This window comes from Alteromonas sp. DY56-G5, assembly GCF_041414725.1.
Classification (GTDB): Bacteria; Pseudomonadota; Gammaproteobacteria; order Enterobacterales; family Alteromonadaceae; genus Alteromonas; species Alteromonas macleodii.
On sequence record NZ_JANHZQ010000026.1, the window covers coordinates 1 to 13,555 of the forward strand.

General features: G+C 41.0%; 11 protein-coding genes. 8 read left to right on the top strand and 3 right to left on the bottom strand.

What is annotated here, in order from left to right:
• Positions 1-121 precede the first annotated feature (121 nt).
• The gene (locus NO989_RS13270) at positions 122-2,215 is read right to left on the bottom strand and encodes a TonB-dependent siderophore receptor (RefSeq protein ID WP_014947783.1); all 2,094 of its coding nucleotides are present in this window, start codon (positions 2,213-2,215) and stop codon (positions 122-124) included.
• Between the two features lie 191 nt (positions 2,216-2,406).
• On the opposite strand from NO989_RS13270, the gene NO989_RS13275 reads away from it, so the two are divergent.
• The 8 genes from NO989_RS13275 (at position 2,407) to NO989_RS13310 (ending at position 11,828) form a co-directional block, all read left to right on the top strand.
• On the top strand, positions 2,407-3,036 hold the full coding sequence (locus NO989_RS13275; RefSeq protein WP_371342707.1) for a class I SAM-dependent methyltransferase: 630 nt from the start codon (positions 2,407-2,409) through the stop codon (positions 3,034-3,036).
• On the top strand, positions 3,023-4,102 hold the full coding sequence (locus tag NO989_RS13280) for an HNH endonuclease domain-containing protein (RefSeq protein WP_371342708.1): 1,080 nt from the start codon (positions 3,023-3,025) through the stop codon (positions 4,100-4,102). Before NO989_RS13275 ends, NO989_RS13280 begins: the two co-directional genes overlap by 14 nt.
• Positions 4,103-4,122: 20 nt before the next feature.
• Complete coding sequence (locus tag NO989_RS13285) at positions 4,123-4,803, top strand: hypothetical protein (RefSeq protein ID WP_371342709.1); 681 nt, start codon at positions 4,123-4,125, stop codon at positions 4,801-4,803.
• Positions 4,803-6,671, top strand: coding sequence for a DNA phosphorothioation-associated putative methyltransferase (locus NO989_RS13290; protein ID WP_371342710.1), 1,869 nt, complete (start codon positions 4,803-4,805; stop codon positions 6,669-6,671). Before NO989_RS13285 ends, NO989_RS13290 begins: the two co-directional genes overlap by 1 nt.
• A 150-nt stretch (positions 6,672-6,821) precedes the next feature.
• Positions 6,822-7,907, top strand: coding sequence for a DNA sulfur modification protein DndB (dndB, locus tag NO989_RS13295; RefSeq protein ID WP_371342711.1), 1,086 nt, complete (start codon positions 6,822-6,824; stop codon positions 7,905-7,907).
• On the top strand, positions 7,904-9,529 hold the full coding sequence (locus NO989_RS13300) for a DNA phosphorothioation system sulfurtransferase DndC (RefSeq protein WP_371342712.1): 1,626 nt from the start codon (positions 7,904-7,906) through the stop codon (positions 9,527-9,529). Before dndB ends, NO989_RS13300 begins: the two co-directional genes overlap by 4 nt.
• Positions 9,526-11,517 carry a DNA sulfur modification protein DndD gene (dndD, locus tag NO989_RS13305; RefSeq protein ID WP_371342713.1) on the top strand — a complete coding sequence of 664 codons (1,992 nt, stop codon included), beginning with the start codon at positions 9,526-9,528 and terminating at the stop codon, positions 11,515-11,517. The genes NO989_RS13300 and dndD overlap by 4 nt, the downstream gene beginning before the upstream one ends.
• Positions 11,517-11,828, top strand: coding sequence for a DndE family protein (locus tag NO989_RS13310; RefSeq protein ID WP_371342714.1), 312 nt, complete (start codon positions 11,517-11,519; stop codon positions 11,826-11,828). The genes dndD and NO989_RS13310 overlap by 1 nt, the downstream gene beginning before the upstream one ends.
• Before the next feature lie 13 nt (positions 11,829-11,841).
• Here the strand turns inward: NO989_RS13310 and NO989_RS13315 are convergent, their stop codons facing one another.
• Together NO989_RS13315 and NO989_RS13320 are read right to left on the bottom strand one after the other, a co-directional pair.
• On the bottom strand, positions 11,842-13,002 hold the full coding sequence (locus tag NO989_RS13315; protein WP_371342715.1) for a DGQHR domain-containing protein: 1,161 nt from the start codon (positions 13,000-13,002) through the stop codon (positions 11,842-11,844).
• Positions 13,002-13,553: a hypothetical protein gene (locus NO989_RS13320; RefSeq protein ID WP_371342716.1), complete on the bottom strand. Its 552-nt coding sequence runs from the start codon at positions 13,551-13,553 to the stop codon at positions 13,002-13,004. The genes NO989_RS13315 and NO989_RS13320 overlap by 1 nt, the downstream gene beginning before the upstream one ends.
• Between the last annotated feature and the right edge of the window lie 2 nt (positions 13,554-13,555).

Here is a 13,555-nt window from a genome sequence, read left to right on the forward strand (position 1 = left end):
GTGAACACTCCGAATTTCACTATGCCTATTAGATCAAAGCCCCAGACTTTCGTCTAGGGCTTTTTCAACAGTCTGAAATGCGGCCTAAGCCGCATTTTTGTCATTCATGTTTTGGTTCATATTAGAACGTATATGATGCACTCAACTGAGCGTTGATTCCCGCACCGTAGTAACCAACCGTATGTAGGCTGTTAATGTACTTCTTGTCGAAGATATTGTTGATGTTCATGCGAACGGTGAAATCTTCTGTAAACGCATGTGAAGCATAAACATTGCCTAAGAAGTAAGCGCCCTGCTTAACATTGTAGTCAACGTTGCTGATTTCAGACTGCCATCTACCGCCAAAACCTACTTCAATTTCTGGCGCTTGCGGTACGGTGTAACCTAGTTGGAACGTCACTACATCACGTGGTGCCCATAGGTTAGCGTCGTTACCTTGCTCGTCTTCTACATCAATGTTGGTGTAAGACGCGTTAATGCGCAGATCATCAGTTAACTGACCCGCTAGCTCAATTTCAAAACCGTCAGACTCTACCGATACGCCTTTGTAGTAGTACTGAAGAGTTTCAGGGTTAGTACCTGCATACGCTGCCAAGTTATCTTGTTCAGCGGTGAAATAAGCGAATGTTGTTAGTAGTCTGTCGTCGAACCACTGTGCCTTGAAGCCCGCTTCAAAGTTCTTACCTTTAGTTGGGTCAAGGTATTGGCCGTTTACGTCATACTGTTCTTGTGGCTGGTACACGTCAGAGTAGCTCACGTAAGCATTAACATCTTCTGTTACCGCGTAAGTCGCACCAACATAAGGGCTGGCTTCGCTTTCTGAGTTATCGATAACCGCGCCTGCGTTTTGGCCCGTACGCTCGAAGTCGATCGCGTTAAAACCAGCAATGATGTGCATTGCGTCTGTTACGCTGAATCGAGCAGAGCCGAAGTAACGCGTTAGTGTTTGCTCAATATTTGAGTACTCAGACACACCTAACCACTCTGGCTCAGCAATCGCATCCAAACCGTACGGGAATGCAGGTGTTGGGCCGTATGCAGGAGTAGTAGCGTAGTCAAACGCATGAACAAAAGACACGTCGTCGCTAGTAGCGTGACTTACACCAAAGTTAACTTCATGGCTGCGACCAAACAGCTCGAAATCACCGAATACACGGCCTTCTAACAGGTGAGAGTCAATTTCAGAATCGTAACGACCTGGCCAGCCAACTAAGCCAAGGCCAGTCTCTTTATCAATGGCACCGTAAGCATAAAACAGCTTACTTTCATCTTCGTAGCCACGGAAGTTATAGCTAAGTAGCAATTGCCAATCGTTGTCGAACTCATAGTCTAGCTCAACAAAGGCGTTAGTGGTTTCAGTATCCCACTTGGTCCATTCTTGCGTAGTGGTGTCATTAATATCCCACTCAGCTTGCGTACCGTCGGTATAGTTGAATACTAGCCCGCCCCACGTGTTGCCGTCGGTATTGGCATCTTGGTATGACAAACCGAAGGTTATCGTAGCGTTATCAGTTAGCTGACCATCAATAACGCCGTATACAAAGCCGCGATCGTTTTCTAAACCATCTAGGTGAGACTCTTTATCTTCAAAGCTACCTACTACACGCGCCGCCCAGCTGCCGTCTTCTGTAAGCAGCATAGAGTAATCGCCTTGAACGCGCTTGAAGTTGTAAGAGCCAATGCTTGCACCCACTTCGCCGCCTTCTTCGTTAGTAGGACGCTTGCGCACATAGTTGATGGTGCCTGACGCGTTACCTACACCAGTAAGCAGGCCGTTCGCACCACGAATAACTTCAATTTCTTCGTAGCCGTAAGCTTCAACCGATCCGGTAACAATACCCCAGTCGTTAGGCAGGCCTACACCATCAATCTGGGTGTTTTTAATTTCAAAACCACGTGCGGTGTAGTTAGTACGGTTAGTTTCCCACTCTTCTACATTGATACCTGGTGCTAGCTTTAGTGCGTCGTTAATGTTGAACGCACCGAACGACTGCATAAGGTCTTCAGAAAGAATACTGATAGACTGAGGAGTTTCACTGATTTCCATGGTTAAGCCAGTTGCACCGCGGCTAACACGGTTTTGGCGAACACCTACAATACGAATTTTTTCTACGTCTGCTTCTTTAACTTCTACTGTATCGCTTTGAGTTGTTTGCGCATTTACCGACAAAGCAAACGCGATAGGCGTTAGTGCAAATAAACTGCTTAGTTTCATGGTTTTCTCTGTTATTTGGTTATGAAGGGTTAAGAACTTTACGGCGGGGGAGTATAAGATAAATTAAAGCTAATTTAAATGATAATTATTGCTATTTAAGTTTATAAAAAGAGATTTTACAAAGTTGTAAAGGTAGCTGCGTTTGTGGGAATGCGATAATCTGTACCTCAGATCAGGGAGGCATCGACATTTTGACTAGCAGTACAAAAAACACCATTAAGCATTACAGTGAAAAAGCGCAGCATTACTTCGACTTATACAATTCGGTTGATGCTGAAAGTGTGCACACTGATTGGAAAGCATCTTTACAGCAAGCTGAAGTAGGCTTTGCGTTAGACGTAGGCGCTGGCAGTGGCCGCGATGCAAATTGGTTAGCCGAAAAAGGATGGAAAGTAATAGCTGTAGAGCCTGCAAATGAGCTAAGAAACCTAGCACAAGCCAATTCACATAACAGTGTTACATGGTGTAACGCCAGCTTACCTGCGCTTACCGCCCTACCCCAAGCGCCAAAAACATACGACCTAATATTGCTTTCAGCGGTATGGATGCACTTGCCTAAAGATGAAAGGCAACCCGCATTAAAAAGGTTAGCAGAATTGCTTTCAGAAAATGGAGCAATGATTATTACTTTAAGGCATGGGCCATCATTTGATGAAAGGGAAATGTTTGAAGTGTCAAAGGATGAAATTAAGAAAATTGCGAAAGCCAATAGTTTAAGCCTTTTAGATAGCTCTAAAGTGCCATTAGAGGATTCCTTAAATAGAAAATCGATAAACTGGGAAACTATGATCTTAGGGAGCTCTATTAGTGAGCAAAACTAACGACTTCATTTCGCTATTAAGAAATACTACGAACTCCTACAAATTCCTTTTTCTAAAATCACTGGTAAGTAGAATAAGAGATGATGAAAGCCATATAGAAATATCGGACTTGACGACAGATATGCTGGTACTGGCTTGGTACCCTAATCAGTTTTTTAAATTGTCTTTGGGTTCACAAGATAAAATTGCTGAAATATTTAAGAACCAAGGCTTCAAATATGAAGACGATATTCCGTTTACCTCTCCAGAATTCGAGAAAAATCTCAGGAAGCAATTAGAGAAAGACTTAGATGCAACTTCGATTTCAAAGTTAGCGGCTTATGTACAATATAGGCTGCTACACCCTTTTTTCGATGAAGACCTACGAGGAAAGCCGGATTATCAAAAAAATAAAATGATATTTGAAATGGCAGCCAATCGCTATGATTCACGTCAACCAGTTTACAATATCAGTATTGATAGAAAATCTGTAAGAGTGCACCCTGAGTGGTCAACGTATATAAAGCGAAATGGCCAGCTACTCTTACAGTATATAGAGTTCTTTTGGATCGAATATCTGCAGAAGAATAACCCTAATATTCCTGGCATCATAAACAAATCATGTCCACCCAAAAACCGTAACTCTTTGGCTACTCAAAAACGATATTGGGAGCAATACGCTTTACTCAATGACGACCCCAAGTGTATATATTCTGAAACTAAACTTCGTAAAGGTAATATTTCGCTAGATCACTTTTTACCTTGGACTTACGTATGCCATGACAGAATCTGGAACATTGTACCTACTATCGGCCCTGTGAATAGCAGCAAAGGAAATAGGCTGCCATCTATTGAAAGATATTTGGATCGGTTTACAGCAATCCAGTATCAAGCGATGAAAGTTAACTCAAAAAGTAACTTCGAATGGCCAAAGCTAGAATCAGAGTTACTTTTGGACTTGGGCCTTTCGACAACAACGGAGCTCTTCGATGACTGTACGTTTCAGACACGTCTGAAAACCACAATTGAGGGACAGTATAGATTGGCTACACAGTTGGGTTTCGCACAGAACTGGGTTTATAACTAGGTTATGTAGACGAATTGCCTATGAAAATGTACTGCTCTCGAGATACCAAAGCGATACTTAAAATCAGTGACAGTAATTTGATGCACCTACGCGAGCGAGGTGGTATTGCCTATGAAAAACTAGGTCGAGCATTCTTCTACTCTTTACCTGCTGGACATTCGGTACTTGCCCACCCGCTAGGTCAAAGCTTATTAAACTGGTACAAAAGCAAGCATGACTTTTTAGAATCTAATGAGCCTATTATTGATAGCTCGATACTCGCACTAGAAGAATTGGTCGGTGAAGTACTTTTACCTATCAACCGCATACTAGGAAAACCAATAATTACTTATGGGTTCACTTCTTTCCCTCTGAAAAAGTTTATACAGAAACTATCACCCACCGGCACTGCACCAACACTCGACCAGCACTCATCTCACGAAACTAATAGTGTGGGTAAACAAATATGTAGTAGAGGTGGAGCTGCATGTGATTTTTTTGTAGAAGGTATGGCAACTTCCGATATCGTACGTTTCATCACGCAAAGGCTAAATTACGATCGTATTTACTATTATGATAATCACAGGCCAGTTCATGTCAGTATTCATTTAACCGAACCGCTTAAACATTTACAGATTATGTGTGAAAGCGAAAATGGTAGACGTTACCCTGGTAAAAAGGCATTTGGTGATCAAGCCGCAATACTGGCAGAGGATTTGTAATGGACGCAGCTATATTTAAAACACTAGTTGGTGAATTGAAAATTGGGAAGAAGCTTCCAGACGCCATTTATGTTCATAAGAGCACATTGCCGCAATTACCCGACAAATTACGAAACGTTGTTCTGGCTATAGGTAAGGCACTTAAAATTCCAAGGGAACAGTGGAATTTAATAAAATTATCTAGGAAACAGTTTTCATTAAGCCTACTGCACTATCCTTCCTTTGAAAAAGAGTCTTATCCGGCATTGAAGCAAAGTGTAACTGTAGACCTGCAAAAGCTATCACACAAAGTAACGGACTACTCGAATTACGATAATCCACCGATTCTTCACCGCAAAGAAACTATGGTATTACCAGATCACCCACAGTATGAAGAATTTAAACAGATTACCGAAGAGGGTGAGCAAGCAGGCCTTTATGAAAACTCTCGCCATATTGGATTTCAAGCATCATGGGAGGCTTTGATAAATGCGCATGGCTACGAACTTGTAGACGGGCGTTTATTTCGCAACTCCGCACTACTGCAAAATAACGATAAAAAGAAAATAGAGCGCGATAAAACTGCAATAGTACGTTACGAGCTATCAGCCCCAATGAAAGTGTTAGCGAAGCATGGTTTCTTAGAAGGGCAGTACTCTATATTTGATTATGGCTGTGGCAGAGGTGATGACCTTCGAGAGCTTGAAGCGCATGGGCTAGATGCCCTAGGATGGGACCCAAACTTTTTACCAGACGCAGATAAAGTAAATGCAGACTTAGTTAACATTGGCTTCGTGATAAATGTTATTGAAGAAAGAAACGAGCGCATGGAAGCTATTCAAGGCGCTTGGTCTCTTACCGATAAGCTTCTTGTTATCTCGGCCATGCTGGCAAACGAAAGCTATCTCGCTAAATTTACGCCATACAAAGATGGCATTATCACTAGCCGAAATACCTTTCAAAAATACTTTACTCAAAGCGAACTAAAAATATTCATTGAGCTGAGCTTAGATGAGTCAGCCATTGCAGTAGCCCCTGGAATATATTTCGTATTCAAAGATAAGTATCTAGAACAAGATTATCTGCAGAATAGGCATAAGCGAACGCGAACTTGGGAGCAGAAATCTAAGCCTGTCGATATTAAAGAAGCCAATACACAGCTTTTATTCACCAAACACAGTGAGCTTTTTGAAGAATACTGGAAAACTTGCTTGCTGTTAGGTCGCCCCCCCGCGAAAGACGAGTTTAGTAAAGCTGACGAGTTAATAGAGTTAGTTGGCACTATGAAAAAAGCGTTTCGGCTATGTCTGAACTTTTATGGCAGTGATGACTTTAATATTGCACAACAAATGCGAACGGAAGACTTGCTGGTTTACTTCGCTGTAGGCCACTTTGGTCAAAGAAAGCCCTACAAATATCAGCCAGAGCAAACCAAACGTGACATAAAAGCCTTCTTCGACACTAACAAGAATGCACAAACGTTAGCTAAAGAACTTCTGTTTCAAATAGCAGATGTCGAGATGATAGAAGCCGAATGCTTAGAAGCTCATAACAACTTGCCTAAAAGCGTATTAGCAAAGGAATTCGAGAAACCGCACTCTTTAACTTTTCATAAGCAATACTTAGACTTACTTTCGCCACTATTGAGAGTGTATGTAAGCTCAGCATTGCAACTTTATGGTGAACTAGAAGACATCCAGCTAATTAAAATCCATATAAATTCAGGTAAACTAACACTTCTCGGTTATGCCAATTTTGAGGAAAGTAACTCTCCTACTTTGAAAGAGCGAGTTAAAATCAAAATGGCCGATCAAGATGTGGACTTTTTTGACTATATCGACGAGCATTCCGACGCTGTATTGAGTAACAAATCAGATTATATCTGTTAAAATCTAACCCAAAGTCCAGCTCATCCCTCTTTTCCCAAAGGTATATACTTTCAGCGCTCAACAATTAAATTTTACGTAAAAACAGACAAATTATTTACTTTCACATAAAATTACGTAAAATTTTTACGTAACTATCAAGGAGGGTAAATTTTGAACACTTTAGATAATGACTTCTGCTATTCCTTTCCAGCAGTCCGTGGCGTTCAAGCCGGAAGACCATTTTATATTGCAACTTGCCCTCTTCGTATCATACCGAAAATCTTCATTTACGATGAAGAAGAAGTTCCGCCAGAGTTACGCGCTCAGCGCACACTGAATAAAACTCGAATTCCAGAGATGAGTAGATATTTGGTTGATAATCCAGATGACTATGTTTTTTCAGCACTCACAGCATCAGTAGGCAGTGAAGTTTCATTTATAGAGCAAGAGAACGCACCAAATATTGGTACGCTAAAAGTCTCGATGAACACAAGCATTTTAATTAATGATGGGCAACACCGCAGAGCTGCAATTGAAGAAGCTATCAAACATAAGCCAGAACTCGGCCAGGACAATATCGCCATTGTGTTTTACATCGATGAAGGGTTAAGTAGAAGCCAACAAATGTTTGCTGATTTAAACCAGCACGCAATCCGACCTTCCTCGTCGCTTTCAACGCTTTATGATGATAGAGATCCAGGCGCGCGTGTAGCAAAATACCTCGCGAATAATGCTAAACCTTTCATTGGTTTTACTGAGATGGAAAAAGGAAGCATTCCAGTAAAGAGTAATAAGATTTTCGCTCTGAGTGCAATAAAGCATGCAACAAGAGTATTGCTAGGAAAAGGCCCCAAGGACGATATTTCAGACGACGAAAAAGAATTCGCTTTGCAGTTTTGGAACTGCATTAATGATAATATGGCCGAATGGCAATTAGTGCAGGATAAAAAGCTTGCTGTCGGTGAGTTTCGTCAGGAATATTTAACAGCACACGGTATCGCTCTTCAAGCCATTGCGATTGTTGGGAACCAACTCTTAGACTTTGCTGAAAAAGAAAGAGTAGCAACATTAGAAAAGCTTAATTCTGTCAACTGGCGAAAATCTAACCCTGAATGGGTTAAACGCGCAATGATGCACGGCAAGCTATCCAAGGCTAGCTCAAATATATTTCTTACAGCACTAGAAATTAAACGCCAACTAGGGCTTGAGTTATCTCAAGATGACCTTCAAAAAGAAAAAGATTTATTAGATTCATGACATTAGCCAAGCAATTCGATCTCGAAGACTATATTGAGTTTATCGAGCAGGAAGAGTTTTCTGGTCTGCCACTCAAAGACTACGTAGCCAACGTACAGCGCGTTTATCTACAAGACACTAGGCCATGGGTTATTGGCTACAGTGGGGGTAAAGACTCTTCTGCTGTAATGGTACTTGTTTACCTAGCGCTATTGGGCTTAAAGCCCGAAGAACGCCACAAACACGTGTTTGTCGTTGCATCTGATACATTGGTTGAAACACCTATTGTAGTAAACCATGTGAACCGCTCTCTTGAGGCGATTCAGCGAGGCGCGGCACGCGATAAGTTACCCATCACTTCGCATAAAGTCGTTCCTAAAACTAACGAAACTTTTTGGGCGAATTTATTAGGCAAAGGATATCCCGCACCTACCCGAAGCTTTCGCTGGTGTACAGAGCGAATGAAAATCGATCCAGTCAGTTCCTTTATCACAGATAAAGTTAGCCAGTATGAAGAAGTCATTGTAGTCTTGGGTTCTCGTTCGCAGGAGAGTGCTTCAAGAGCCCAAGTAATTGCAAAGCATAAAATCGATGGGTCTGATCTCGCAAAACATACAACTCTTTCCAATGCGTTTATATATACACCTATAGATATGTGGGGCGTCGATGACGTTTGGAAAATATTACGCTTCTGCCATTTAGAACAACAAGATACTCCTTATGGTGTAAAGAATAAGTGGTTCGATAAATACGAGCTTGAATGGGAAACCCCCTGGGGCGGCAAAAACCTAGTTTTGTGGAATCTATATAAAGATTCATCAGGCCAGGGCGAATGTCCGATGGTAATTGACGAAACTACCCCATCCTGTGGAAACTCCCGTTTTGGTTGTTGGACGTGTACAGTGGTAACAAAAGACAGAGCAATGGAAAGCCTTGTTCAAAATGGTGAAACTTGGATGCTCCCATTGCTAAAGTTTAGAAACATTCTTTCACGCAGTACTTCTCCAAAACTAAAGAAAAAGTATAGAAGCCATATTCGCCGGGATGGTCGATTAGCATTTAAAACACTGCGCGAAGATGGTGAAAAGATCCTGACAGACGATTACACCACAGGTCCTTATAAGCTTAAGTATCGAAAGATGGCAATGACGCTGCTACTTAGAATGCAAAAGCAGCTATCAGCTAAACAAAAAGACCTTGAATTGATTACTGTTCCGGAGCTTCACGCTGTGCGCCATGAATGGTTAAACGATCCTAATGAGCCAGATTGGGATGACTCTCTGCCAAAAATTGTTTTTGCAGAGCTTGGCTTGACATTAGATTGGAGTGTCGATGACACAAACCAATTTGGTAATGCAGAAGGCGAGCTATTAAACGAAATAGCGCCAAAGCACGGTGTCTCACCACAAATGCTGAAAAAGCTTATCGATCTAGAAACATCTATGAGCGGCCTAGTACGCCGAAGTGGTATTTTTAGCAAGATTGGCAAGCTTATCCAACAGGACTGGGAAAGCGCGGACGATATTATTGCGAACAATTTAGAATTACGGCAAAGCCAGATGCGCCAAAGTAACCATGTTAAGCAGCTAGAGCAAGAGCTGAAGCTAATTAATACTCTGCTTGAGAGGGAAGGTATTAAATGATTTTTAAGCGGCTGATACTAGAAAACTTTAGAGTCTTCAACGGATTGGAACACATTGATTTATCTCCTCGCAAAGCGGGCGTTTTCCATCAATCGGTAATATTATTTGGCGGACTCAACGGTGCTGGTAAAACGTCAATCCTAACGGCTATACGTTTGGCGCTACTCGGTAAGCGTGCTGTTAGTGATGCCATCAGTAAAAAGGATTATCAAACGTATCTGGCAGAACAAATAAATAGAACTGCATTATCTTCGGATGAAAGCACGTTTGCGAAGGTAACCTTAGTATTCACCTATACCCATCAAGGTGAGCACAAACAATATGAAATTAGCCGCTGCTGGCAAAAAAACTCTGACGAGCAACTAACATTAATCGTAAATGGTACACCTGATAACACACTTACCACTGATCAAGTTCAGTCTTTTTTAAATGAAATTGTGCCGCCTGGTATCGGTGATTTATTCTTTTTTGATGGCGAAAAAATAGCTGAACTAGCAGAAGATGATACTGGTACTTATTTGAAAGAAGCCGTACAGCGATTGTTAGGCATCGATATTCTTAATCGCCTTAGTAACGATCTGGAAATTTACCTGAAAGATAAGGGTAGCAAAGCCGCAGATCAAGACACTCTTAAAAAGATAGAAGCAGCCGAAATTGAAAAGCTCGCAGCAACTAAGGAAAGTAAAAAGTTTCAAGAAAACGCTGAACAATTCTGTGGCCGCCTTGCCGAATTAAAGCGAGATATCGCTAAAAAAGAACTTATTATTCATGAAAATGATGGTACATGGGCATCTAATAGAGCTATTGCAAATGCAAAATTAGATGCGCTGGTGAAGAAAAAGCAAGATTTACAAGCAGAACTTAAAAGTGAAGTTAATGGTACTTACCCTCTAGCGTTAGCTCCGAAGTCTATGCAAGCCTTATTAGGTCAACTTAAGTCAGATCAAAAAATTAAACAAGCCAGAGCTTTTAGCAATGAGCTAGTTGATCATCTAGACGGATTACGTGAACACTTATCTACGAATCTAGAAAAGCAAGGCGACGAAGCCTATAACGAAATGCAACGTTACTTCGGTCCAATTATCAATAAGACGGCATTGCAAACGCCTAAATTAGATATCGCTGACGGCGATTTTGCATTACTGGAAGCACAAACAGCAGATGCCAGGGTAGCAAAGTTGAACGTTGATAGGCTAAACGAAGAATTGGTGAAGGTGCAGGCAGAGTTAGACCAGTTGTCAGTCCGTATCGAGCGCGCTCCTGATGCGGAAGCATTGAATAAACTATATCAAAGCTTACGCGAGCTAGAGCAGGAACGTGATGACCTGAGCCGAAAATATATCAACCTAATGTTAAATGCTAAAACACATAAACAAATCGAGCTTGACTGTGCCAAGCGCTTAGAAAAACTCTACGCCGCATTGAAAACCAACCATTCAGCAGATAAAGCAACACTACGAGTTGACAAGAGCCAAAATGCTTTAGCAGAGTTTAAAGAAGAGCTGATCAAACTCAGAGTCACCCAGTTAGAGCAGCTGTTTATTGATGCTTACCGCAAATTGGCCAGAAAGGAAGATCTAAAGTTTTCCGCCAAAATTGACGTTGACACTTTTGATGTAAATCTGGTCGATAGCGCTGGTGTTACTATTAACCGTAAATCACTATCTGCTGGTGAAAAGCAAATATTTGCTTTTGCCATCTTAGAAGCGTTGGGCAAATTATCTGGTCGGGTATTACCGGTAGTAGTCGATACTCCTCTTGGTCGATTAGATTCTATCCACCGCGGCAAGCTGGTGCGTAACTACTTCCCAGAGGCCAGCGAGCAAGTTATTTTACTGTCTACCGACACCGAGGTAGATGAGGATTTCTACCAAGCCTTAGCATCTAAAATCTCTCATGCCTTTGAGATTGAGTTTGACCAGAAAACTCGTAGCTCAACGGTGAAAGAAGGCTACTTCTGGCAAGATAAAATACAGGAGGCAGTGTAATGCTACCGAATACCATGTGGCTAAATAAAGCCGTGGAAGATGAGCTTAAAAAGCAGAGAGAAATAACTGGCATTACGCCTAATGTAGCAGCGCGCATCGCCTTTTTTAAGTCTATTGAAGCTGGCTTTATTTACGACAAAAGCCAACAGGTCCAGTTAAACGGTACGTTAAAGCTAGATAAAGTCACCTGGCTGGGCATGACCCAGCTGGCAACAGAGTTATTGTTGAAACAGCGCTATGCGGAATTTACAGAAAAAGAGTTATTGATTGCTTGGGCCAAACACGTCGAAAAAGGGATATTTCCGCAATGATCTTGAGTGCAAATCAAATATATTGATTCATTTTCTTATAGATGAAGCCAGATGACTTTGAAACGGCATCTATTTTTTCAAAAAACTCGTCATCAAGATCTACATCGCTAAGTAATTTTAAATATACGCTCTGCGCAACAACATCTCCAAAATTAGCTTCCCCCGAATCTACCAACTTATTAAATATATCTCTCAATAACCTGAATGATGCAATCAGACCAATTGTTTTATTTAAAACTGAATCTTTATTATCTCGAGACCATGCCAACGGCCACCGTTGATTAATAGCACTGAAAAAATTAAACACATTCGCGGCAATTGCTGCATCATCCTCCTCTATAAAGCTATTTCTAAAAACCAACCGTCTGAAATCAGAGTGTTGACAGTCTGGTAAATTCTTTTCCTTTAAGCCCAGGAACTTTTTCTTTCTGCCCAAGAGTATATCCCTGTCGAAGCTGGCCTTCTTCGAGATAAGTTTAATAAGGTTTTCGACAAATGCAGCTTGAGTCAATAATTCACCTTCTATCCCTTGTGTTTTAACTCCCAACCTTTTAATACGTTTGTGAAACGGAGAATCACTCTTACCATTCAACAGCACCGCTATTTGATGTGCCGTCCTATATGGACTCCTTGCAAGCGCCAGTGATTCTAAATCATAAACTAAGCTTTTATTAACTTTAGTCTGACTCTGATTCACCATTGTAAAAACTTGGGCTTGGGTATGGAGATCGGCCTCAACAAATATCGTGACCAGTAGCTCAAAGTTTTCTTGATCACCTTCTCTGTTGGTATATTTTCCATTCGTGCCATCAAACCCAGCCAACCTATGCTGACCATCCAAGATTTTAGCTATTTTCCCTGATTTATCTTCATCATATTCAATTGTTAAAAGCCTTTGGCCTAGAGAAACAAACTTCTCGGGAACCGCAATAATGATTGAGTTGGGAAATGTTGCATCAACTGATCTCACATATTCTTTAATCTTTTTAACTCGAGATTTATTAAGACTTCGTTGAATTCCTAAATATGTACCAACACCGTCTTCAGACTCATTTTCCATTGTTCTCACGTCAGTAAATGATATGTCATATAAATCACTTGCATTCATGACACAGCAGTAGAAATCACCAATCGGCTGCCTAACACTCAAGTAAGAAGTTTCTATTTTTTTCATCAGTTCCGCCCTAACTTCTTATCTAATTCATCTTGCAACTGTTCCATCTCCTCAGCACTTTTCTTTTGAATATTACGCATTGCTAATTTATGATTTGGCCATATGCTGTAATACCATATAAGAGACGTTAATATGACGACTGAATAACTTACAAAATTTAGTGTTTGCTCACTTATCTTCATGTTCTGGCCTATAACGGCCTCAATTCTTAGCGTTATAAATAAAAATGCACCGGCTAAAAGAACAGCGCAAAAAATATAAAATAGTAATTCCTTGAATAAACCCTTCACACCATCACCAAGTCTATTAACAATATATGGAGCGAGAAAAGCTGCAGTGTAGATGAATACTTCACCACTCCTAAAATTCGACTTGAATGAATCAATATAACTCTCATTGCTCCATGTAGCCTGAACTAGGGCTGATAATAAAATAGGAGAAAGCGAAAACATTATTGTTATCATGAACTCTTTTGAAACAAGCAAAAACTGCAACAGCCAAGGGGATGCCGAATCTACTATGAAATTACACATATAATTTAAAAAGCGCATAA